This window comes from Paenibacillus sp. GCM10023252, from assembly GCF_042653305.1.
GTDB lineage: Bacteria > Bacillota > Bacilli > Paenibacillales > Paenibacillaceae > Pristimantibacillus.
This window is the reverse complement of the sequence record NZ_JBHSHW010000021.1, coordinates 130,792-153,877: the sequence shown is the minus strand read 5'-3', so window position 1 is coordinate 153,877 and position 23,086 is coordinate 130,792. Positions and strand designations below refer to the sequence as shown.

The window sequence follows — 23,086 nt, the reverse complement described above, 5'->3', positions numbered from 1 at the left end:
ACGGGCTCGAGCGCAGAGTGTCAATGATAGGCACTCAGGCAGGTATCTCTGGCTGCACCACCTGTGGTGCATAATTGCACCTTATGACGCTCCATACTCCACGAAGTTCGTCAATGTGGTGCATTATTGCACCTTATCGCGCTCCACGCTCCACGAAGTTCGTCAATGTGGTGCATTATTGCACCTTATGGCGCTCCACGCTCCACGAAGTTCGTCAATGTGGTGCATTATTGCACCTTATCGCGCTCCACGCTCCACGAAGTTCGTCAATGTGGTGCATTATTGCACCTTATCGCGCTCCACGCTTAACTGTGCGATCGTCTCCAATCGACGCGACGAGAAGAAGCACGTCGAATTAACCAAAATGAAGAGGGCAAGCCATATCATGGCCTAGCCCTCTCCTTATCTATCTGTGCCACCCATAAATAATGGCACAGCACTGATTGTACTACTTCACAATCGCACCATTCGGCATGTCGTCCGGTACTGTAGCGAGCGCCAACTGCTCCCCATGTGATGCGGCAAGTATCATGCCTTGGGACAGCTCCCCGCGCAGCTTAACTGGCTTCAGGTTCGTCACGCAGATCACCTTGCGCCCAATCATCTGCTCCGGCGTGTAGAACTTCGCGATGCCAGAGACAACTTGGCGCTGCTCATAGCCCAGATCAAGCTGCAGCTTCAGCAGCTTGTCAGCCTTCTTCACAGGCTCAGCCGCAATGACTTGTGCTACACGCAGCTCTACCTTCATGAAGTCATCGATGCCAATCTCTTCCTTGCTCTCCACATCTGCAAGTGCGCCAGCTGCATCAGACGAAGAGACGGAGACTGGGGCAGATTGTCCTGTAGATTCTCCTGCAGATTGCCCAGCCTGCTCCCCTTGCACGCTGCCGCCACCCATCGCCGCTGCGATGAATGCCGCTTCTTCCGCTGTCTCCAGCCTAGGGAACAGCGGTGCTCCCTTCACAACTCTCGTACCCGCAGGAAGCTGGCCGAAGGTCTTCATGCTATCCCATGCGGTATGCTCACCCTGAGCGATACCTAGCTGCTCCCACATCCCTCTTGGCGCGTGTGTCAAGAACGGCTGCAGCAGGATAGAGACGATCCGCAGCGCTTCCGCCAAGTGAGCCATCACCGATGCCAGCTCTCCGAGCTTCACTTCATCCTTGGCTAGCGTCCACGGCTGAGTCTCATCAATGTACTTATTCGTACGTGAGACGAATTGCCAGATGGCAGTCAGCGCTACGGAGAACTGCATCGTCTCCATAGCCTCTTCAACGGCGGTAACGGTAGCAGCAGCTAACGTCTCAAGCGACTCATCGAAGGAGGTAACTACGCCAGCATAGGCAGGCACCGCTCCCTCGAAGTACTTGTCAATCATCGCTACGGTCCGGTTCAGCAGATTGCCTAGGTCATTGGCTAGATCGAAGTTGATTCTCTCCACGAAGTTCTCCGGAGTGAAGGTGCCGTCCGCACCGAATGGCACTTCACGCAGCAGATAATAGCGAAGGGCATCGAGGCCGTAACGGTCGATCAGCATGACTGGATCAACGACGTTGCCCTTGGACTTGGACATCTTGCCGTCCTTCATGAGCAGCCAGCCATGGGCGAACACCTTCTTCGGCAGCGGCAGATCAAGCGCCATCAGCATGATTGGCCAGTAGATCGTATGGAATCGAACAATCTCCTTGCCTACGAGATGCACATCTGCCGGCCAGAAGTCGCGGTACTTAGCATCCTCTTCGGTTCCATAGCCAAGCGCGGTAATGTAATTGGACAAGGCATCGATCCAGACATAGATGACATGCTTCGGATCTCCCGGCACCTTCACGCCCCAATCGAAGGTCGTCCGTGACACGGCAAGGTCTTCAAGACCCGGCTTGATGAAGTTGTTAATCATCTCATTCTTCCGTGATTCCGGCTGAATGAAGTCCGAATGATCTTCGTAATACTTCAAGAGTCTGTCTGCATACTTGCTCATCCGGAAGAAGTAGCTCTCTTCCTTCACCAGCTCTACCGGCCGTCCGCAATCGGGACAATTCCCATTCACCAGCTGACGCTCCAGGAAGAAGGATTCACAAGGCGTACAGTACCAGCCCTCGTAAGTTCCCTTGTAGATGTCATCCTGCTTCAGCAGCTGATCGAATATGTTCTCCACCACCTGCTTATGCCGCACTTCCGTCGTACGAATGAAGTCATCATTGGAGATCTCGAGCTTCGCCCACAGCTCCTTGATGCCTACAACAATATCATCTACGAATTGCTGAGGAGTCTGATCCTTCTCCTTCGCCTTGCGCTCAATCTTCTGCCCATGCTCATCTGTTCCCGTTAGATACCATACGTTATAGCCGCGCAAGCGCTTGTATCTGGCCATCGCGTCGCCTGCTACCGTCGTATAGGCGTGACCTATGTGCAGCTTGTCACTAGGGTAGTAGATCGGGGTTGTAATGTAAAAGGATGGTTGCTTGTTCGTCATGTCCTTCACGCCTCCTAATCAATGTAAAGCATAAAAAATGCACAAAAAAATCCCGTCCACATGGGACGAGAGTTATCAGCTCACGCGGTACCACCCAAATTCCCTCTGCCAGTCTAGAGCAGAAGCTTCATTGTGCTGTATGTCTACAGCCCATTCATTATCGCCGAATACGCGCCTCCCCTTGCTTGCCAGCATGCAGGCTCTGCTCGAGTAAGGATCCTCCAGGACCATCTTCCTAAGTGAATCAACCTGCCGGCTTCCAGCTGCTTGCCCGGCTCTCTGTCAGGAGCTCTCTTAGTACTTATCCGTTCATTGGACATGTTACGTTCATGAAAATATCCGTATACGACAGAATATACCGTTACCCACCGCCCCTTGTCAAGAAGGCGAATGTCCGCTGTCGTCTTCCTTGAGCGGCGGCACCGGATCATAACCGCCCGGATGCCAAGGATGGCAGCGTGCAATGCGCTTCGCCGCAAGCCAGGAGCCCTTCAGCGCGCCGTGAACCTCCAGCGCTTCAAGCGCATAGGCCGAGCAGGTTGGATAGTACCGACATGAAGGCGGCTTGAGGGGCGAGATTGCTCTCCGGTAGAAGTGAACGGGAGCCTGGAGCACTCTTCTCATCACCATCGTCCGATCCCCCTTTACCGATTAAGACTCCGCTGAGGCGGCTTCCTCCTGCTGGCAGGCCTCGCAATATCCGAACACTTCGAACTTATGCTTCACAACCTTGAACCCTGCAGGCGCTTCGGTCTGATCCATCGGACAGAATGTAATGGGATAGGTCTTGCCGCAGTTCAGACAGATCATATGATGATGATGATCATGCTCCCTGCAATGCAGCTTGAACTTAACGCCTTCCTCGAACACTACTTGCTCCAGTACACCTAGCTCCTCCATCACCCTAAGGTTGCGATAGACGGTGTCGAAGCTAAGGCCGGAGTAATACTTCCCCATATATTCATAGACGTCCTTCGGTGACAGATAGCCTGGCGTATCTGAGAATAGATTCGTCAGTGTCTTCCGTTGGTCGGTAATGCGCAGCCCTTGGCTGGACATCATCTTCAGAATCTCTTCCTTCGTCCTCATGGTGCGCCCCCTAACCGTTCATGGCCATATCAGCTACGAAGCTGGCGGACATCACGAAGAATAGTAGAATCGTGACGGCGATGAGCACATTGCGCCTTCTTACCAATCGACGTACTTGGTCTGGGGCGGCATCCGTCTGCCTGGCTTCAGTAACCGATCGAATGTTGAATAATAGAGTAATAACAGAGACTACAAAAAATAGATTCGCAACAAACCACATCAGCTTCACGCTTGCTTGTCCCTCCATGTCAGGCCATCTTTCATACACACAACTTTATAGGATGGCGGACGCTTTTGCAACGATCACTGGCTCTATCAGCCCCAAAAAAAGCTCCGCCGCTTCGAAAAATCGAAGGGAAGAGCTCCTCATGCCTCAAACTTCATGCCAAAGTCGTTAATCACTCATACAAACCATTGATTAAGAATAACGACGAATAGAATCGTGCTTAAGGCCGCTCCGCCAATGCATAACCATCCTGCACGGAAGCGCTGCTGGAACATACGAACAATGCCGAAGCTCAGCAATCCGAATATGAGCAGCAGGAAAATAACTCCCAGAATAAATAATGTTGCAGATACTTCACTCACATCAACCAAAGTCACGAACGAACACCCCTTATTCCTCTTGTCTATTAGCATTATAAGGGATATTCAGGCCAAGCACCACCGGATAACCTGGACAAATTCGTGACATCCTTATCTAACTGCCGACTGCTCCAAGCCACAATCAACTCCACCTGATTGGCGCTTCATGGTAAGTACGCGTGCCCGGCCGCTTCCGCAGCTTAATCTGCAGCACCCCGTCTTGCACCAGCGCACGGCATCTCCGGGGCTGAACGCGCTTCGGAAGCTTAATCTTCTCCTGCTTGCCTCCAGGCAGTCCATCCAGCCGCACCAGGTCTTCTCGAATGAACAGTCTTAGCTGCTCAGGTTCGGTATTCGCAGGCAAGGTGAACTTCACCACAACGAAGTGATGCGTCTCGAAAAACTGGGCATTCGCAGGCCGCTTCGTGAGAGTCTCGGCTGCTTCAGGCAGTGCTCGGGTCATCATCCGTCCGACGAACTGCTCAATCCAGCCCGGCTCTCGCAGCTTCTCGAATCCTTGCGGCAGCTGCTGTCGCTCCATCCATCGCTCCATCTCATCCCACTTCGAGGCCATGACCTTAACACCTGCCTTCCGCTTCTCCTCCCAGCATATGCGAATCTGGGCGAACGGGATACTTCCTACCAGCATGGCGCAGCTAGCTGGAATACCGCGACCAGCTGGACTTGCTGCCACATAGGCAGGAACCTCTAGGCGAATGCCGCATACGATGGGAGTATGAGCATCTGATTAGAAGGGTGGTTAATCATGCCTTCCGTAGTAGGCTTCGTTAAGATTGTTAGTGTCGGCTCCTCCTCCATCATTCAGTTCGGAGACGCGGTGCAGCTGTCGCCCTCCAGCACTTCCAAGACGTATGCAGGCTCTGGCTCCTTCTTAACCGGAAGCCTCGCCAACTCGAACACCGGCCTGAACGCTACGAATACGATTGATCCTGATCTGCAGGATAATTCTCAGAATGAGGTAGCCAGCGGAGTGAATGTCGTATGAATTGGACCGTTCACCAGAGTATTACGATTCATCAGCTTCGGGTGGACAGCGTGACGAACAGCTCGGTGCTCCAGGTTGGGAGCGCCGGGTCTATTCGTTCCCTATCCCAGTTGTATAATACAGGCGGATTCACCGGACCTGCTCCCGAGCTTGGGGAAGGCTCGCCAACGAGCTTCGTTCCGCTGCCCAATCCCTCCTAATGCTGTGCAGGAAAGGAGATGAACTGCTATGCAGCAGCCGAACAACCCGATGCCCTGGCAGGCTTGGGTACAAGAGGTTCAGCGCTGCCTATCCGAGCAGCAAGCCAAGATTATTGCTTTGGAGAAGCAGCAGCTATTGATGCAGGAACAGCTAAGAGCCTTAGAGAGTAAGCCAACTTATAATATTGAGAGTTTGTCTTATCATTTTGACCAGTTGAAGGTGGAGAAGCTTGAAGGGACGTTGAATATTGGGATGAGCCCGCCTGGCACACAACCATTCGAGCAAGCAGTAGACCAGTATGCCGTGTCGAAGCCGCTTACTTATCCGTCTGCCGCTGCGAATGTGACTCCGCCTGCTGCGCCCTACCCCGCCATTCGGGCTCAGGTAGATGACTATCTGAACAACGAAGCTCCTGCTCGGCTTGCCCAGATTGAACAGGAGCTCTGCCTGCCGCTGGATCCTTACCATCGTCGAATCGTCATTGAAGACATTCGCAAGCAGATGCCGACTAGAATTCAGTATTATATGACATCTCTGAAGGAGAGCAGCTCCTCGGATGCTGGGGAATCGCAGGCGGATGCGATTCTGCAGGCGCAGGTGTCCGCTCGAACGATACGAGATGCAGACCTGGCTATGCAGCAGTATGTTCAGCAGCTATCCCACAATCAAGCGTCTAATGGAGGGGCATTGCCATGATTAAGTTCCATGTCACGAATGACATTCTGTCTGTAGGGCATATCGAGCTGCTTGCCGTGTCCAGTGCGTCCATGCTGCAGATTGGCGATACCGACCGAGTGGTGCTCAGCTCCATGTTCGATACGCCCCCTGAGTCCCTCATCGTAGGTCCGCTCGCGCCGCTCCCCGTCCCTGAAGATGCTCAGAGCGCTGCAGGCGAGAGTGCCGGAGAAGAAGGCGAAGCAGATGAGGCTGCCCAAGATGACAGGTGAGGGCTACTCTATCCGGACGGCGGAGATCGGTATCGTGTATGTCATCTCCGCCTCACAAGCCTCAGTCATTCAGATTGGAGACCGCGCGACTGCAGAAGCTAACCTAAGAGGGGTAGCTGTGCAGCGGGAAGAGGCTCATACTCGTGCTGGCAACGTCTACTTCGAGTCGTATCCGATATTCGACCGTCCTCTGCCCGTGTTAATCGATCCGGAAGGTGAAGCCCAGGAGGTCGTGCCCGTCGAGCGGACGAGTCGGTCCGGATTAATCTGCGTCGGCTGTGTCTCTGTTACGGCAATGAGCTCATCCGCTATCCTACAAGCTGGCAACGGAATGGCCTTCACGGCGGAGTCGCGAATCAGCAATATTAGACAATTCGCCGCCCCTTCTCAGAGGCCCCCGATTGGATGCTGAAGTCAAGGACACTTGTACCCCAAGGCGACTTCCTCCACCTCCTGCGCCTCCCATACCCGGGACATTCGCTGAATTCCGAGTGACCCGGTACAAACGTCCAATACAAATGCACACCTCCGCCATACATTATCAATGTGATCTAACTCATCACCACAACAAACATCAAACAAACACTCAGGAGGTATGTACTGTGGGATATCAACCAGGCGGCGTAGGCGGCGTAGGTAACATGGGACACGGTTGTCATGTTGGAGGTTACGGTTCAGCTGTCGGCATCGTTCTTGTCCTCTTCATTCTGCTCGTAATCATCATTGCAGCAGGCTGCGGATTCGGCGGCTACTAATCACTAACTATACGGCTTAATCAGGGCAGCCCCCAGGTCTTCATGACCTGAGGGGCTGCCCTGCTTCTGTCTGTGTACGCAAAAAAGCGAATCAATTGGGGGTCTATCCCCACACTTGATTCGCTCTCAGTTATTACAAACGTTCCTTACCCCCGCAGCTGCTTAAACTTCGAGGCGTACTTCGACACACTCTGAACGAACGTAGCATGTGACCACGTTAGAGGCGCTACAGACAGCGGAGTCCCGTCATAAGGATTAAGCTGCTCTGGCAATAGCCCGCTCTCCAGCGCGTGGTCTGAGACCCATTGCAGCGTCTCTCTCGGCTCGCGAAGATCCTCCAGACACTTCGCTGCCTCAATCTCATAATTAGCGACCCACAGCGTACAGATAATCCAAGGGTTGCCCGGTACCTTGTCAATCTCCCCGGATTGCTGGAAGTAGTAATCATTCGTATAACGGGCGACGCCGCCAATATGAGTGCGAATCTTGAGCCCTTCCTTGATCGCTTCCATCGTGCGGATGACGCGGCTGTCATCAACCGGCAGCACGCCGAATTCAAGGATGCCGAACATGGAGCTCTCGAGCGTCATATCCTTCACCCAGCGGTTATCCTTCTGAATGAGGCCGCGGGCGAACCTCCCCGAATCCTCATCCCACAGATGAGTAATCATCCCGTGCTTAATCGCTTCGGCTGTATTCTTGTAATGATCGCTGCGCTCATAATCTCCGAACAGCTCCGTGAAGGATGCCGCAGCCATCAGCCCTCCGTATACGGAAGCAGCCGTATACGTCCATATGCCGTATCGCTCCTCCCACAGGTCGTAGCTTGGCTTAGGAAGCGACAGAGAGTGCTCCATATACTGGCTCAGGAACGTCGCGGCCTTGCGGATCAGATTGCTGTACAGCGATTGAGGTAATTCAATCACCTGATGACGGGAGTAATCCCTCCACAGCGCCATCAATACTAAGGCTGTCTCATCCTCTTGAATCGGCAGCCTGCGGCTTCCTTGCACGATATATGGGTGCCAGCTGGAGCCTACCGTTCCATCCGGATTGTACTTATGATACAGATAGCCTTCAGGCGACAGCGCCTGCGCGCAGAAGTGGAAGAATGGCGTAATGACACTCTGGAAGCCCGCCATTGACATCGCATCTGCAATCAGCGCGCCATCCCTAGGCCACATATAGCTGTAGTGATCCCTGTTGTACTGCAGGATGTCGGTGTCATTCGCAGCCAGGATGGCTCCCCGCTCATCGACTTGTGTTCTTACAAGCAGCAAGCTCAGCTTGAACATGCGTACCACATCGCTTGGCAGATCCCCTAGATCGGATTCTGCACGGCGCAGCCAATGCTTCCAGTAGATGACCATACGGCTCAGCAGCTTCTCCGGATGATTCTCCTGAACGTACTGGTTCAGCTCCTTCACCTCTTCAAGATTCTGGCCGATGGACATCCAATAATAGATGGTCTTCTCCCCGCGAGGCGGAACGACAGTGCGGAAGCTAATCGTGCTGTCAACCGATCCTTGGGCAATCGTATTGCCCATCAGGATACCGTCCTCTGCATCCCGCCAAGTGCCTTCCGCGGAGTGGAATCGCTTGATTCCGGTTGAGTACTGCATCATGCCGCCTTCATCGGAGAATCCGTTGAACATGAAGTAATTCGATCGCTTGTAATGGAACAGCGTATGGTTCTCGGGGTAATACGCCGCTGTATCGCCCACCTCAGATCCTTCGATCATGAGATCCTGATGGAAGAACAGCCGGAATTCCTTCGTCTCATCCGTCAGATTACGCACGACTACCCGCTTAATATAGATACATTCCCGTTGATGAATGCCGTCATTCATCTGCAGCTCTACGCCAAGACCCTCATGCTTAGCAATAATATTCGTCACTAGAGAGTCTTCAATATAGCCGAGATCGAAGTGCCAGCCGGGCTCATCCAGCCAAGCGAACTTGCCGGAAGCCCATATGCCAAGCCTGCAATATTGACCGCCAACATGGTTCAGTTGACCGACGAAGGGATAATAGATATCTCGAATATAACAATGCTGATCCAGATTGAGCAGCATCTTGCCGTTGCCGATGACTAGATGACGGGCCATAGTGGTTTCCCCTTTCGATGCGTTAGAAGTTGGGTATATAACGTGAGGTAGGCTCTAGCGGAGCGATTCCAGCCAAGATCCTCCTTGGCCGCGTTATTCACGATTCGCTTCCATACGTCTTCCTTGTAATATAGTGCCAGCGCGCCTCGTATCGTGCGCAGCAGCTCTGCTGCATCATACCCTGGGAATGTGAATCCATTCCCTACTCCTATATATTCATCGTAAGGCTGAACGGTATCCTTAAGTCCGCCAGTCTCTCGTACAATCGGCACAGAGCCGTATCGCAGGGCCAGCAGCTGGCTAAGCCCGCAAGGCTCATGCTTCGATGGCATGAGGTACAGATCCGAACCGGCATAGATTCTTCTTGCCAGCTGGTCACTGAACTCGAACCGGGCCGCTACCTTATCCGGATATCGACTGGCCAGATGATGAAGCAGATTCTCATACCTAGACTCTCCAACACCAAGCACGACTAGCTGCACATCGTCCGCTAGCCACTCATCAGCAATAGACTCTAGCAGGCTGAAGCCCTTGTGCTCAACCAATCGAGTGACCATCGCGAACAGAGGGGTAGATTCAGACTCCGGCAGTCCAAGCTCTCTCTGCAGAGCCAGCTTATTCTTCCGCTTGCGGCCAATAGAGCTGCGGTACGGCGTATGCAGGGCATCGTCGTTCATCGGATCGTATAAGCTCACATCAATACCGTTGCGTATACCAATTAGGTCACAAGATCTGCTCCTCAGCAGCCCGTGCAGTCCCTCCCCGTATTGCTCCTGTTGAATCTCCGCTGCATAGGTCTCGGATACAGTCGTTAGCTTGTCAGCATAGACGAGTCCGCCCTTCAGACAGCTTGCAGACCCGAAGTATTCGAGCCGTTCATGGGAGAATTCCTCGTCTCCCGCTCCGGTCAGCTCCTTAAGCAGTTCAATAGGGAACAGCCCTTGATATTGAAGATTATGAACGGTGAACACCGTCTGAATGGAAGCATAATCGGGCTCGGCAGCATAGCGGGTCTTCAGTAGGAATGGGATCAACCCCGTCTGCCAGTCGTGGCAATGGATAATATCCGGCGAGAAGTCCATCCGGCTCAGCCCTTCCATAACCGCATAACAGAAGAAGACGAATCGCTCGGCATCATCACCATACCCATACAAGCCCTTGCGTCCGAAGTACCATTCGTTATCAATTAGATAATAAATGACGCCGTCCAGCTCTGCCTTAAGTAAGCCGCAATAAGGATTCCTCCAGCCGCCGAAGGCAACCGTATATTCCGCCACCCTCTCGAATCGTCCTAACAGATGCGCCGGCACCTCTGCATAATTGGGAAGAATCACTCTGACCTCGGTGTCCTTACTGTTCAGCATCTTCGGCAGAGCGCCAGTAACATCCGCTAGACCGCCTGTCTTCGCGAGCGGAACAGCTTCGGATGCCGCGAACAATATATTCACAGTAGCTCCCTCCATTCTCCTGACTCTAGCATCTCTATGTATAGCGGCTAGATCACCTTGCGCTTGGCAGCGAGGAATGGCGATGATACAGAACCTTGAATGTCTCTCCCCTGCTCGATTCGAACATCCTTGTCGAGCACCCCGTAATTGACTGAACCATTCACTCCGATCTCGCCGTTCTGCATAATAATGCTGTTCTTAATGACCGCACCCTTGCGAACATGAACGCCTCGGAACAGGACACTGTTAATGACAGTCCCTTCAATCAGACAGCCATTGGCGATAAGTGAGTTGCTGACCAGCGACCCCTCCAGGTATCTAGCCGGAGGCTCGTCCTTCACCTTAGTGAAGATAGGACCTGGCTGGAAGAACAATTGCCGCCACACCTCCGGTGTGAGCAGATTCATATTGTTCTGATAGTAGCTTGATATCGTATTGACAGCTCCAAGATAACCTTCGTACATGTAGCCATAGACGTTGAGCTTATCAATGCGGGAGAAGATGGCATGCCTCACCAGATGATCCTGCCCTTGGGCCAGCGAAGTCTCCACGAGCTCCATGAGCAGATCCTTCTTCATAATGTACATCTCCATGCATGAGATATCGCTCAACATCCGGCCGTAGTGATCCTGTATCGCCGTAATGCGTCCATCGTCCTTCATGTTGACCTTGCGTGTCTTCCCTGTAGTCATTCCCCGCTGCTGCTTGCATACAACCGTGATGTCAGCACCCTTCTCCTCGTGATAGGCAATGACCGGCTCGAAGTCGATGTTACACACCATATGGCTTCTCGTGATGACTACATACTCAAGCGGGCTTCGGTTGAAGTAGTCACGGTGCTGGTAGAAGTGGTACAGGTCGCCGCGGCTAATCTCATGAATATCATCCGTAGCCGGCGGCAGCACGAACAGCCCACTCTGACGGTGGTGCAGATCCCAATGCTTGCCCGATCCCAGATGATCCATGAGGGAGCGGTACTTCGTATGAGCGAACACGGCAACCTTGGAGATACCGGAATTAACCATGCTCGACAAGATGAAGTCAATGAGACGATATCGCGCACCGAACGGCACAGTAGCTAGGCAGCGGCCTCGAGTCAGCGATTCCAGCTCATCTTGTTCGTGAATTAAGTTAATGACACCCATTACCTTCTGCTTCATGGCAGCTCCACCTCCTGCAAGGTATGGAAATTGCTAATATATTCATCACTGGCGACCACGGTAATCGTCTCGTCATCCGGGCTGCCAATCGTTACGCCTTCCTTAATAACGGCCCCTTCGCCAATAATCGCTCGATAGATCTTCGCTCCAGCGCCTATCGTGACATTCGGCATAATAACCGACTCAAAGATGACGCTGTCCACCCCGCTCTGCACGCCGCAGAACAGTACAGAGCGATCTACCTTGCCTTCAATAACACAGCCTTCGTTCACCAGAGACGTAGATACCTCAGCCGTTGCGGACAGATATTGAGCAGGACGATTCGGGCTGACGGAGAAGATTCTCCAGTCCTGATCCCTCAGGTCGAGTCCAGGCTCTCGCTCCAGCAAGTCCATATTCGCTTCCCACAGACTCTCGATCGTCCCAACATCCTTCCAATATCCTCTGAACGAATAGGAATGGAGGTTCCTTCCATCCTTCATCATCGCCGGGATAATGTCCTTGCCGAAGTCATGATTGGAGCCGCGGGTCCCTTCATCTCTCGTCAGATACTTCTGCAAGACGGGCCATGTGAAAATATAAACGCCCATAGATGCTAGATTACTAGTCGGCACCTTAGGCTTCTCTTCAAAGGCAGTAATGCGGTCCTCATCATCGACATGCATGACTCCGAATCGGCTTGCTTCCTTCCAATCCACCTCGATGCCGGCTATTGTTACATCCGCACCGCACTTCTTATGATGAAGAAGCATCTGTTCGTAGTCCATCTTGTAGATGTGATCACCGGAAATAATCAGCACATATTCGGGAGAGTAACTCTCGATATAAGCCATATTCTGATAGATGGCATTGGCCGTGCCCTTATACCAGTCTCCGCCCTTCTTCTTCACATAAGGCGGCAAGATAGCCATGCCTCCGTCTCTCCGATCAAGTCCCCAAGGACTTCCGATGCCAAGATAACGGTTCAATTCAAGTGGTTGGTATTGGGTGAGTACGCCAACGGTGTCAATGCCCGAATGCGTGCAGTTGCTGAGGGTAAAGTCAATAATGCGGTATTTCCCGCCGAAGTGAACAGCCGGCTTCGCGACATCTTTCGTCAGAACGCCGAGCCTCTTCCCTTCACCTCCGGCGAGCAGCATAGCGATCATTTCTTTTCGGCCCATGACACCAACTCCTTATCAATGTAGGTCCCCGAATCTAGGGTTGATAGAATGGTACGGTAGGTAAGGGGATTAATGCGGAATAACTGGTATTGCTTCGTCGGTCTGCGAGTACTTGCGATGATGAGTGGAGAGGAACTTGAATATTCTGGGGCCATTGGCTGCTTCATGCTTATCCAATGGATAACCATATTATACATGGGGATAAGAGAAATTGACACCCTGTTTTCTGAAAATTGAGTCAGCTTAACTAACGTCGCAGGGTGTCAAAATCGAAATATGGAATCAGGATAAAAACGGGGTTCTCTCCTCTATATAATAGAGGTCAAGCACATGCATCGCTCGGGTACATGCGGTATAGAACAGCTTCCGCTCGCTCTCTCGCCAGTAGTTGGATGAAGACGCATCATAGATAAGGACAGCATCGAATTCAACTCCCTTAGCCAGATAGGCTGGAATGACGACTACGCCTCCTCCGAATGTAACGGTCTCGCTCTGTATGAGGGTGCATCCTTGAGTCGGACTGAGCCGGTCGAACACCGTTCTGCTCTGCTCAGCCGTCTTGCAGATAACAGCTATAGAGGCATGCCCTGCAGATTGCAGCTCAGCAATCCGTTCCGTCAGAGCTGCCAACATGGCCTCATGGTCCTTAACCTGATTGATGGAAGGCTCATCGCCGCTGCGATTGAAGGGCTCGATGAAGTGGCCGCCCTTCAGCATCTTGCTAGTGAAGGTAATGATCTCCCTGGTAGAGCGGTAGCTTCTTGTCAAGCTGATGCGCTCTGTCTCTTCCTCTCCGTAGAGAGATGACAGCTGTCCAAGACCGTCGTCTGCGGAGGCATGGGTGAAGATTGCTTGGTTCAGGTCGCCTAGCACGGTCATGCGGCTGCGGGGGAATAACCGCTTCAGGAAGTGGAACTGGAACGGCGAATAATCCTGACCCTCATCGATGAACAGATGCCGCACCGCAGAGTTGGTCTGGAACCCCTCCAGCAGCTCCTTCAGCAGCAAGTAGGGAGTCGCATCCTCATAGTAGAGATTCCCGTTATCGAGCGCCAGAATCGTCAGCTCTTCAATCTGTCTCCATCGCTGCAGGTCCACACCCAGCTCCGCCGCCAGGAACGCGCATTCCGGTTCCGTCTTGCTGAACAGCTGTCGATACACCGCTGGCACATCGAGGAACCTCAGCTTCTTAACCCGCCGCCTCAACAGCTTGAACCGCTCCTGCACTAGCGTCGCTGCCAAGCGCTCCTGCTCGCGATCGAAGTCATCGAATGAGCTCTCCGTGAACTGATTCTTCTCCGACAGCTCCTGATAAGCAAGGGTGTACGAGTCTTGATCCAGCAGTTCAATCTCTTCCAATACCCAAGGCTTGCCCCGCTCTTCCTTGCCGAGCCTGGTGAGCTCGCGCAGCAGCCACTCCGTTAATAGCTTCATCCGGTTCGGGATAGAGTAGCTGCGGTCCAGACGGTAGAAGTACTCAGAGATGGCAGAGGCTTCGATAAGCGGCTCTCCTCGGAATACGATGGGCTTGAACACCAGTCCGCTGCTCCCCAATGATCCGGCATACTGTTCAATCACTTGCATGAAGGGCAGACCTGTCTTCAGCCGGATAGCGGTCATCCTCGTGTCATACGCCGGATCCTCCATCCCCGTCAGTGTATATTCCATCTGAGCGAATGGATTCTCCACCTCGAAGGTTCGCCCGAGACGATGCTCCAGATAGCTCTGGTAAGTCGTCTGCTGCATATTCTCCTCACCGAGCTCAGGGAGCACCGTGGATACGTAGCTATTGAACATCGGGTTCGGAGAGAACAGCACGATCTGATCCGCGCGCAGGGTATCCCTGTAGCGGTAGAGCAGATAGGCCACTCTCTGCAGGGCCGCTGACGTCTTCCCGCTGCCCGCTGCGCCCTGGACGACTAACAGACGAGACTCCGTGTTACGAATAATCTGATTCTGCTCCTTCTGAATCGTCGCCACGATACTCTTCATCTGAGAATCGGACTGCTTCCCCAGCACCTCCTGAAGTATCTCATCACCAATCGTCACTCCGGTATCGAACATGCTCCGCAGCACGGTTCCACGAATGACATATTGTCTCTTCAGAGGCATATCTCCCCCTACAGTGCCGGAAGGCGTCTCATACTCAGCCGGTCCAGGTGCGTAATCATAGTATAGAGAGGAGACAGGCGCTCTCCAGTCATAGATGAGGTACTCTTCCTCATCATCGCTTAGGAAGGAACCAATGCCTAGATAGATTCGCTCCGTTACCGATTCGCCCTTCTCCTTGAAGTCTACTCGTCCGAAGTATGGTGAGCTTGCCAGCTTGCGCAGTGTCTTCAGCTGCTTCTCTGCATGACGATATCTCTGCTCACGCTCCTGCAGCACCTCCGCTTGCTGCTTCATGCTGGCATAGGTCTCTGCAGCCTCTGCAGAGTCCTCGAAGTTCACCGTCACATCGTCCCAGAAGTTCGTCCGAATGTCGACGACATCGGTGCGCACCTCTCCAACTTGAGCAGCCAGCACCTCGATACGGTCTTGAATCTGCCTGGAAACTTCCTCCACCCGCTGCTGTTCCTGCTTCCAATCTTGATCTTCCACGCTCATATTGCCGCTCCTTATCACCGATTTACCGCATATATCTTCCCATAATATAGCTTTAACTTTCACTTCACAACCGCAGGGCTGCCATATATAATAGCTAGGGCAGAAATACACATTAGGATAACAGCTTGCACCTCACAGATGCAAGCCGCGGTTCGCGATCTTCCCGCGTTATCAAAACTAGGAGGTTTTTTGTAACGATGTTTAATCTATGGTTTGGGGTTATTTTCATGCTGGTGCACTTCAGCCTGTTCCTGCTCTCCTACCGCCTCTTCGGCAAAGTAGGTGTCTATGCATGGATCGGGATGGCGACAGTGCTGGCTAATATTCAAGTCGTTAAGACGGTAGAGCTTGACCTGGGGCTCACGGCAATTGTCATTACTCTCGGCAATACGATCTACGGAACGATCTATCTCGCTTCCGACTTGCTTAATGAGAAGTATGGCGAGAAGGCCGCCAAGAAAGCGGTCTGGTTCGGCTTCTTCACCCTCATTGCCTCTACAATTATTATGCAGATGGCGCTGCTGTTCAAGCCTGCTGAAGGCGTCGAATTCTCCCTGGAGGCTCATAACGCATTGAGTGCCATATTCGGACTGCTCCCAAGAATTTCGCTCGGCAGTCTATGCGCTTACTTCATTAGTCAGTTCCTGGACGTTAGACTCTACTCCATGCTGAAGCGGGCGTTCCCGAAGCCGGGTCAGCTGTGGATTCGCAATAACGGCTCGACTGTGATCAGTCAGCTCGTGGACACCTTGATCTTCACGACCATTGCATTCGCAGGTGTCTATGAAGGAGAGGTGTGGCTGTCGATCTTCCTGTCGACCTATATCATTAAGTTTATCGTGTCACTCGTATCGACGCCATTCTTATATGCCGCTAGAAGCTTCACCTTCCGAGACGAATAGGATTCACGAGCAATAAGCGGGCACCCCATCTGCCGGGGTGCCCGCTTATGCTAGTTATGAATTACTTCGAAGCAGTGAAGTGCCACGCTATGCTGCGGAAGTCACCATGAAGCTCTGGAACTGGAAGTCCTGCATACATCAGAACATCGCCTCTGTGCTTAGCGCCTGTAGACTGCTCTACGTAGACGCTCGCTGGATCAAGACCCTGCAGCTTAATCCGCTTGAGCGGTTCAACCGGCTCAGCAAGCACCTTCATGAAGAAGACGATGGCTTCATCCTTGCTCTCCGATACATACATCCAAGAAGTCTCATTGCCTTCGAATGGACTTAATATACGATACATATCCCCTTGCTGGGTAAGCGACCGGATGTCCTTGCACGTCTGCACCTGCACCTTGATCAGATCCTTCTCCTCCTGAGAGAGAGCCGTCAGATCCAGCTCGTAGCCGAAGTTGCCGGACAGTGCGACATCTCCGCGCATGGCAAGCGGCGTGCTGCGATGAACTTGGTGGTTCGGTACGGCGGTAACATGCGAGCCCATCGAGCTGGCCGGATAGACAAGGCTCGTTCCATACTGAATCTTGAGACGCTCCACAGCATCCGTGTTATCGCTTGTCCAAGTCTGCGGCATGTAGTAGAGCATACCTGGGTCGAAGCGCCCGCCACCGCCGGAGCAGCTCTCGAACAAGACATGTGGGAAGCGTGTAGTAATCTCCTCCAATACACGATACAGGCCTAACATATAGCGGTGAGCCGTCTCCCGCTGGCGTTCAGCGGGCAGTAGTGCTGAACCGATCTCTGTCATATGACGATTCATGTCCCACTTCACATAGGTGATTGGAGCGGATGCCAATACATCGGATACCGATTGGATGATATAATCCTGCACGTCCGTCCGGGATACATCCAGCACCAGCTGATTCCGCGACAGCGTTCTGCGGCGGTCAGGCACATGCAGGCACCAATCGGGATGGGCCTTGTACAGCTCGCTCTCCGGAGAGATCATCTCCGGCTCGAACCAGAGGCCGAACTCCATGCCAAGATCCTTGACCGCTTGTCCGACGCCGTCAATGCCGCCTGGCAGCTTGGCGCGGTTCACGAACCAATCGCCGAGGGAGGTGGCGTCGTCATTGCGCTTGCCGAACCAGCCGTCATCAAGCACGAACAGCTCAATACCGAGATTCTTGCCTTCTTCCGCGATGCTTAACAGCTTGTCATGGTCGAAGTCGAAGTAAGTCGCTTCCCAGTTGTTCACGAGAATAGGTCGAATAGCATCACGGAACTGACCGCGGCAGAGGCGCGTGCGATATAAGCGATGATACTGGCGCGACATGCCTCCAAGTCCTTCATGTGAATAGACCATCACTACTTCAGGCGTCTGGAACTGCTCTCCCGGATCCAAGAGCCAGTTGAAGTCGAACGGATTAATGCCAACGGATACGCGGGTCGTCTGGAACTGATCCACTTCAACTGAAGCTAGGAAGCTGCCGCTGTATACGAAGCTGAATCCATAGGCATCGCCAGCTTGCTCAGTCGTGCTTGGGTCCACGAGGGCAAGGAACGGATTGTGCTGATGGCTGGACGCCCCCCGCTTGCTCTCCACGGACTGTGTGCCGGCGCGAAGAGGATTCCGATACTGCCAGCGCTCCTTCGCCCACGAGCCTGATAGCTGCACCATGTCATAGTTGTAATGCCCGAAGTCTACGCTCATGCTGAGCGCCCTAAGCAGCCGAACTGGAGTGCTTGATGTGTTGCGGTATTGAACGGACCTCGTAATGGCACCTAGCTCATTGAATACGGTATAGAGAAGAATAGCTTCTAATCCGCCAGCCTCGTCACGGAGAGTGATCTCCAAGGTAGTTGCTTCCCCATCCGATTCCGTATAGGTCGAAGGAAGTCCTTGCAGAGCGGGCTTGCCTTCTAGAATGCGGTGAGAGGCATACTTGAATTCGGCAATTGTCGTTCCATTGTCCAGCTGGAATTGATAAGCCGGCTGACGGAAGTCTGAAGAGCCGAAGCCTGGCAGCTCCTGAGGCAAGTAGTCGAGGGAGAAGTCCTTCTCAACCTCGGTAGTGAAGCCGCGGGAGGCCGTTCCGTTACCAAGCACTCCATCGGTATCTGCAAGCCGTCTGCCCCAGTATAAGTGAGACAGGTAGCCCCGCTCGATTCGAATCATATAGCTCGTCTGCTCAGAGAACAGATGGAAGGTTTGTGTGGATGCATAATACGTAATTCCCATGTTGTGTACCAGCCTCTCTTGGATTAATTCTTCATGTTGGGTTATACGGTACATGTGTAACGTTTCTTATGATATCATGGATAGCGTCATTTGAAATTGACTATATTCGATATTTAATTGTACTTTTCCGATATCATTCAGGAGAGTGTGGGAACGAGCATGGGCATAGAGCAAGAGAGAACATATCCACTAATATCATCAACATCCATTGATGAATTGAACCCTACCGTTCATTGGGCACAGGAGCATCTGCGCGAGCACGGATTCGTCATATCCAGGCAGATCTATGATTTCCAGCTGCTCTATGTCAAGGCAGGAGAGATTAAGCTGAGGCTCGGTGCGAACGGAACGGCCATGACTCTGACCAATGGGCAGCTAGTTCTGCTTCCTGCTGGTATGTATCATCATTATGTTATCGTTAGCGAGCCTGGAGCCGTATTCTTGGGCATTCACTTCGACTTCTACAACGAAGTGGACCTGAGAACCGACGAGGATCTCGTTGTCAGCCTGCCTGTCACGGCAGCGCAGGAATCTCGCTTCTGCAAGCTTCCACACCTGGATGAGCTTGGCGGCAAGCTTCCGTACCTCTATCCTGCACCTCCCCTTCAGACCGTTGCAGTGATGGAGCTTGTTATTCAAGAGTTTTCCCACAAGCGTCCAGGTTATGAACTAGCTTGCAAGGGAATGATGCTGACGATCATCTCGCAGCTGTACCGCCATTCACAGCATCCTCGGATAGAGGTCGCTAAGGCCTATGAAGACGGGATTCGAGCCGCCGCGCGTGAGATTGAGCAGCACTGCTCAGAGGACTGGTCGAATGCTCGAATCGCTGCATTGCTGAACGTGAATGAGGATTATATGGCTCGCTTGTTCCGAAGCACGATGGGGATGAGTCCGAACCGGTATGTACAGTGGGTCCGGCATCAGGGAGCGAAGGAGAGACTGCGCAATACGGAGGATAAGCTGGAGCTGATTGGCAAGAGCGTCGGGTATGAGGATACCGCCTACTTCTGCCGAGTGTTCAAGAAGTGGGAGGGCATGACGGCGGAGACCTATCGCAAGTACTCAAGAATTCTATAGCATTCTGTAACTGTAACGATCTATAAGCTGCCCTAATGTGAGCAAAAAAGCCGCACACCGGCGGCATCTATTCCTTGAAAAACGCAAAAGTGGCGTCCAAAGCTTGCTCTAGCTGAAGGGTTGTTCCTTGGAAGGGATGCACCGCACCAAACGTATGGGTGCCTCCAGCAATCGTCCTATACTTGTGCTGCGGAGCGGCCAGCTGCAGCTGACGGTACCCGTCTACTAGCTGTGAGGAATCCTGATCCCCTTGAATGAGCAAGGCAGGCTGAGCGAGCTCAGACAGCCGCCTGGCTATCGCAAAGCGCTCTAGATGATCCTCAATGTCCTTGAAAAAAGTATAGGAAATCGGCATCTGCTGCTTCGTCCTTGCGTTCTCGATATAAGTGACGCCAGCTTGCTTCGCTTCGTCGGCAGCCGCTTCACCAAGCAGTTGCGGAGAGGCGATGCTGTTCCACACCGCGATGGAACAGACTGCGGAATGCTCCGCTGCGAATATAATCGCATTGCCGCCTCCGCGGCTGTGGCCGAGGAGATGCAGCTTCGCGGAATCGGCCGATGAGGCATGAGGAAGCTTGCCCTGCCGAAGGGCATCCATCACAAGTGCAAGATCCTTCTGCTCCCTGCTATACGTATTGAGAGCGAACTTGTCCAGCTCGTCAAAGTCTCGATCTCTCACTCCGTTGCAGGAGAAGTCGAACAATACGGTATAGAAGCCTCGTTCTGCGAACCAGTCAGCTGTATAAGGGAAGAAGCCCCATCCTGCGAAGGCCTTGAATCCATGGCAGATGATCAAGACGGGCCTACGGACTGCTCCTTCCTGGCGGGACATGCTCACTCTCCCTCGGACGATTAGGTCTTGGCCCGCGGTAAGCTCGAACCGCTCTGTAAGGATAGACATCAATTATTCCCCTCCTATATGACTGGCGAATCCGATATCATCGAGCATCACTCGGCCAGGCCCGCCCTGGAAGCGGAAGGTGATTGAGACAATCTCCTCTGCTTGGACAGCACCGTTGTTCGATCGGAACTTCTCCAGCGGCACTAGATAAGTCTGGAAGACAGGCTCTGTCGACTCCTTGTACTTGTTATCCTTAATGTGATCTTCGAAGGAAGGCAGTATGGTGAACGTCGTATACGGCTGCGGTGGAACAGGCTTCACTTCTTGTAGTGGAAGGGACATGCTCTCCCCTGTGCGACTCGTCAGCTCCATCTCGATCTGCGGAAGCTGATGCTCACCCCGAGCCTTAAGATCCCGCTCCAGATTAGCCATGGAGAAGGATAGTGCTGCAGACTTGCCTCCGCTCTTCGCGAATGCGCTGACTTGCCCCGAAGGGAAGGTTAGCGTATAGCTCCCTCCCGATTCACTCCACTCCAGCTGCACACCTCGCGTCCCCTTCTTCCGGCGGTCGCGGTCGAGTGCGTCCGTCTCTTCCCATATCCGCAGATCTTCACCTGCTGCCTTACCCGAATTCAGCGTGGCAGTGCGCTTGTCACGGTCTTCTTCGAAGCCTGCAAGCAGCGTGAAGGAGCTATCCTCATATCTCGTTATATATTCCGTATCAGGCAACCAGTGCTTCCCAGTCCTGTAATCTTGCATAAGCGCCTTATAACCATCTTCGCCTCGAAGCGTCGCCTCCATGAAGGCGGAGATATACACCTTCGCCGCTTCCCGCTGAGCTTCTCCAGTCATCATGCCTGACTGGTTAAGCAGCAGTCCGCCAGGCAGCTTCTCATCCATGAGCCCCCAGCTCGTGTTGAAGCGGCTGTGGTTCGCTTCAGGCAAGTAGACGGCCGCCTTGAACCGCAGTCCATCCCCTTCACTGAAGGCTGTTCGTATATATTGGCGTTCCCCGTAGAAGTTGTTCACATCGGCATCTCGCGCTCCCTGCAGAGTGAGATAGTTGACATCCTGCAGCTTAGCCGACGTATCGTCCACTTGCTTGTCTGTCGGGGCGAGGGCAACCACGGACTGAATGCGTATCTCCTTCATTGAATCCATCAGATCGGAGTCGTCCTTGAACCAGCGATCAGCATCTGCCGCCATGGCCACGGCTTGCCCTCCACGGGAGTGGCCAATAAGACCAACCTTAGTGAAGTCAATCCGGCCGAACAATGGATTGCCCTCCGTCTGTTCATATGCCTGCAGCTGCTCCAGATGCTTCAGCAGCAGCCAGGCCCGAACCTTCATGTCTTGATTCGGAATGCCTGTCCAGACCGAATAATTAAGGAAGTTCTCGTCCACCGAGACCGCGATGAACCCGCGGCTGGCAAGCAATTCCCCAAGGTAACGATACCCCCCATCAGAGTCATCCTCTGCGAGATGATTGCCGTGTACCATCAAGACTAGAGGATATTCTCCTTCCTCTTGCGGCATCCACACTCGGCCATTAAGCGGCAGCTCGCGCTCATTGAATCCCCACATGGCTTCCCTCAGCCATGGCCACCTTGTAATATATGCTGAAGCATCTACCGATTCGGAATGAAGATCGACCTTGTCATTCCCATCAGAGGCAATCGAATTGTTCCCTCTGCCGTAGGTGAAGGATTCATAGTGGTAAGCCCCCCTCTTCGCCGGGTTATCCAGCCCTCCTGCAGAGCTGTCCTGTGCTGACATTGCAGGTACGGCGTAGTCTCCTTGAAGACCAGCAACATATACTCCGCAAGCAGCTGTTGGGATTAGGACAAGGGAGGAGAGCAGCAGCAGCTTGGTTCGAATAGGAAGTCGCAAGGTCAGCACGAGGTGCAGCAAGCAGCCGACCACGAGCCCTGCGAGGACGACAGCAGCTCCAATCATAATAGACAGAGGTATACTAATATCTGAATAGTAGAACATATAGAACATTACAGTACCCGAATAGAGACTACTGCCAATAAGCCGTCTCGGCATACGAAGTGAAGGCAATAAGCTGAGCAGCGTAGCTACAGCCCAACCAGCCAGCCATGATGCTAACGTATGCACTCCGATTGCTGCCATACAATCGAAGGCTGTACCAAGCCCGGTAGGCATTCCCGCCGCAGCAAGCAGCACCATGACTGAACTAGCTGTCCACACACCGGCAGCTGCAGACCGAGCATAGCCTGTGTCGTATTGGTAACGCATGGCTATCCGCCGCCGCAGTCCACCACGAGCAGGCTTCATAATCTCTTGTAATTCAAGTTGTGATTCCATAGCGTCTCCCTTAGCTTGGCATTGATTCTATCTCTTATTATAAGCGGGCGCCGGGCATCTACCAACCATTCCTTGCAACTTCCTACGAATCACCAACGTTAACATTTATAGGTATTATCCAATCGGGAGGTAACCATGACTTTGTCTATCC

22 protein-coding genes are annotated in these 23,086 nt (G+C 53.0%); 8 read left to right on the top strand and 14 right to left on the bottom strand.

What is annotated here, in order from left to right:
• Window positions 1-448: 448 nt before the first annotated feature.
• The 6 genes from metG to ACFO9Q_RS11565 form a co-directional block, all read right to left on the bottom strand.
• Window positions 449-2,473 (bottom strand): methionine--tRNA ligase, encoded by a 2,025-nt coding sequence (metG, locus tag ACFO9Q_RS11590; RefSeq protein ID WP_379182018.1) that lies wholly within the window; start codon window positions 2,471-2,473, stop codon window positions 449-451.
• A 378-nt stretch (window positions 2,474-2,851) separates the two neighbouring features.
• The gene (yidD, locus tag ACFO9Q_RS11585) at window positions 2,852-3,097 is read right to left on the bottom strand and encodes a membrane protein insertion efficiency factor YidD (protein WP_379182745.1); all 246 of its coding nucleotides are present in this window, start codon (window positions 3,095-3,097) and stop codon (window positions 2,852-2,854) included.
• A gap of 27 nt (window positions 3,098-3,124) precedes the next feature.
• Window positions 3,125-3,562 (bottom strand): Fur family transcriptional regulator, encoded by a 438-nt coding sequence (locus ACFO9Q_RS11580; RefSeq protein WP_379182016.1) that lies wholly within the window; start codon window positions 3,560-3,562, stop codon window positions 3,125-3,127.
• Between the two features lie 10 nt (window positions 3,563-3,572).
• Window positions 3,573-3,791 carry a hypothetical protein gene (locus tag ACFO9Q_RS11575; protein WP_379182014.1) on the bottom strand — a complete coding sequence of 73 codons (219 nt, stop codon included), beginning with the start codon at window positions 3,789-3,791 and terminating at the stop codon, window positions 3,573-3,575.
• Between the two features lie 173 nt (window positions 3,792-3,964).
• The gene (locus ACFO9Q_RS11570) at window positions 3,965-4,165 is read right to left on the bottom strand and encodes a hypothetical protein (protein ID WP_379182012.1); all 201 of its coding nucleotides are present in this window, start codon (window positions 4,163-4,165) and stop codon (window positions 3,965-3,967) included.
• A 124-nt stretch (window positions 4,166-4,289) separates the two neighbouring features.
• Complete coding sequence (locus ACFO9Q_RS11565; RefSeq protein WP_379182010.1) at window positions 4,290-4,841, bottom strand: Hsp20/alpha crystallin family protein; 552 nt, start codon at window positions 4,839-4,841, stop codon at window positions 4,290-4,292.
• A gap of 72 nt (window positions 4,842-4,913) precedes the next feature.
• On the opposite strand from ACFO9Q_RS11565, the gene ACFO9Q_RS11560 reads away from it, so the two are divergent.
• The 6 genes from ACFO9Q_RS11560 (at window position 4,914) to ACFO9Q_RS11535 (ending at window position 7,056) form a co-directional block, all read left to right on the top strand.
• Window positions 4,914-5,153 carry a spore germination protein gene (locus ACFO9Q_RS11560; RefSeq protein ID WP_379182008.1) on the top strand — a complete coding sequence of 80 codons (240 nt, stop codon included), beginning with the start codon at window positions 4,914-4,916 and terminating at the stop codon, window positions 5,151-5,153.
• Window positions 5,150-5,353, top strand: coding sequence for a spore germination protein GerPB (locus ACFO9Q_RS11555; protein WP_379182006.1), 204 nt, complete (start codon window positions 5,150-5,152; stop codon window positions 5,351-5,353). The genes ACFO9Q_RS11560 and ACFO9Q_RS11555 overlap by 4 nt, the downstream gene beginning before the upstream one ends.
• A 28-nt stretch (window positions 5,354-5,381) precedes the next feature.
• Entirely contained in the window at window positions 5,382-6,050 is a 669-nt protein-coding gene (gerPC, locus tag ACFO9Q_RS11550) for a spore germination protein GerPC (protein WP_379182004.1), read from the top strand.
• Complete coding sequence (locus ACFO9Q_RS11545) at window positions 6,047-6,301, top strand: hypothetical protein (protein ID WP_379182002.1); 255 nt, start codon at window positions 6,047-6,049, stop codon at window positions 6,299-6,301. The genes gerPC and ACFO9Q_RS11545 overlap by 4 nt, the downstream gene beginning before the upstream one ends.
• Window positions 6,276-6,713 carry a spore germination protein GerPE gene (locus tag ACFO9Q_RS11540; protein WP_379182000.1) on the top strand — a complete coding sequence of 146 codons (438 nt, stop codon included), beginning with the start codon at window positions 6,276-6,278 and terminating at the stop codon, window positions 6,711-6,713. Before ACFO9Q_RS11545 ends, ACFO9Q_RS11540 begins: the two co-directional genes overlap by 26 nt.
• Before the next feature lie 190 nt (window positions 6,714-6,903).
• Complete coding sequence (locus ACFO9Q_RS11535) at window positions 6,904-7,056, top strand: sporulation protein YjcZ (RefSeq protein WP_379181998.1); 153 nt, start codon at window positions 6,904-6,906, stop codon at window positions 7,054-7,056.
• Window positions 7,057-7,202: 146 nt separating this feature from the next.
• Here the strand turns inward: ACFO9Q_RS11535 and ACFO9Q_RS11530 are convergent, their stop codons facing one another.
• From ACFO9Q_RS11530 to helD, 5 genes are all read right to left on the bottom strand, one after another.
• On the bottom strand, window positions 7,203-9,164 hold the full coding sequence (locus tag ACFO9Q_RS11530; RefSeq protein WP_379181996.1) for a glycoside hydrolase family 15 protein: 1,962 nt from the start codon (window positions 9,162-9,164) through the stop codon (window positions 7,203-7,205).
• Complete coding sequence (glgA, locus tag ACFO9Q_RS11525; RefSeq protein ID WP_379181994.1) at window positions 9,149-10,612, bottom strand: glycogen synthase GlgA; 1,464 nt, start codon at window positions 10,610-10,612, stop codon at window positions 9,149-9,151. The genes ACFO9Q_RS11530 and glgA overlap by 16 nt, the downstream gene beginning before the upstream one ends.
• A gap of 47 nt (window positions 10,613-10,659) precedes the next feature.
• Entirely contained in the window at window positions 10,660-11,772 is a 1,113-nt protein-coding gene (glgD, locus tag ACFO9Q_RS11520; protein ID WP_379181991.1) for a glucose-1-phosphate adenylyltransferase subunit GlgD, read from the bottom strand.
• Window positions 11,769-12,935, bottom strand: coding sequence for a glucose-1-phosphate adenylyltransferase (locus tag ACFO9Q_RS11515; RefSeq protein ID WP_379181989.1), 1,167 nt, complete (start codon window positions 12,933-12,935; stop codon window positions 11,769-11,771). Before ACFO9Q_RS11515 ends, glgD begins: the two co-directional genes overlap by 4 nt.
• Before the next feature lie 282 nt (window positions 12,936-13,217).
• Window positions 13,218-15,542: an RNA polymerase recycling motor HelD gene (gene helD, locus ACFO9Q_RS11510; protein WP_379181987.1), complete on the bottom strand. Its 2,325-nt coding sequence runs from the start codon at window positions 15,540-15,542 to the stop codon at window positions 13,218-13,220.
• Between the two features lie 197 nt (window positions 15,543-15,739).
• Here helD and ACFO9Q_RS11505 point away from each other — a divergent pair, with 197 nt between their 5' ends.
• On the top strand, window positions 15,740-16,444 hold the full coding sequence (locus ACFO9Q_RS11505; protein ID WP_379181985.1) for a queuosine precursor transporter: 705 nt from the start codon (window positions 15,740-15,742) through the stop codon (window positions 16,442-16,444).
• A gap of 61 nt (window positions 16,445-16,505) precedes the next feature.
• Here ACFO9Q_RS11505 and ACFO9Q_RS11500 read toward each other — a convergent pair whose 3' ends face one another.
• The gene (locus ACFO9Q_RS11500) at window positions 16,506-18,683 is read right to left on the bottom strand and encodes an alpha-galactosidase (RefSeq protein ID WP_379181983.1); all 2,178 of its coding nucleotides are present in this window, start codon (window positions 18,681-18,683) and stop codon (window positions 16,506-16,508) included.
• A gap of 159 nt (window positions 18,684-18,842) precedes the next feature.
• Between ACFO9Q_RS11500 and ACFO9Q_RS11495 the strand changes: the two genes are divergently transcribed.
• A complete protein-coding gene (locus ACFO9Q_RS11495) occupies window positions 18,843-19,763 on the top strand; it encodes an AraC family transcriptional regulator (protein WP_379181981.1) in 921 nt (306 codons plus the stop codon).
• A gap of 67 nt (window positions 19,764-19,830) precedes the next feature.
• Here the strand turns inward: ACFO9Q_RS11495 and ACFO9Q_RS11490 are convergent, their stop codons facing one another.
• Together ACFO9Q_RS11490 and ACFO9Q_RS11485 are read right to left on the bottom strand one after the other, a co-directional pair.
• On the bottom strand, window positions 19,831-20,664 hold the full coding sequence (locus ACFO9Q_RS11490) for an alpha/beta hydrolase family protein (RefSeq protein ID WP_379181979.1): 834 nt from the start codon (window positions 20,662-20,664) through the stop codon (window positions 19,831-19,833).
• Between the two features lie 3 nt (window positions 20,665-20,667).
• A complete protein-coding gene (locus ACFO9Q_RS11485; protein WP_379181977.1) occupies window positions 20,668-22,935 on the bottom strand; it encodes an alpha/beta hydrolase family protein in 2,268 nt (755 codons plus the stop codon).
• Between the last annotated feature and the right edge of the window lie 151 nt (window positions 22,936-23,086).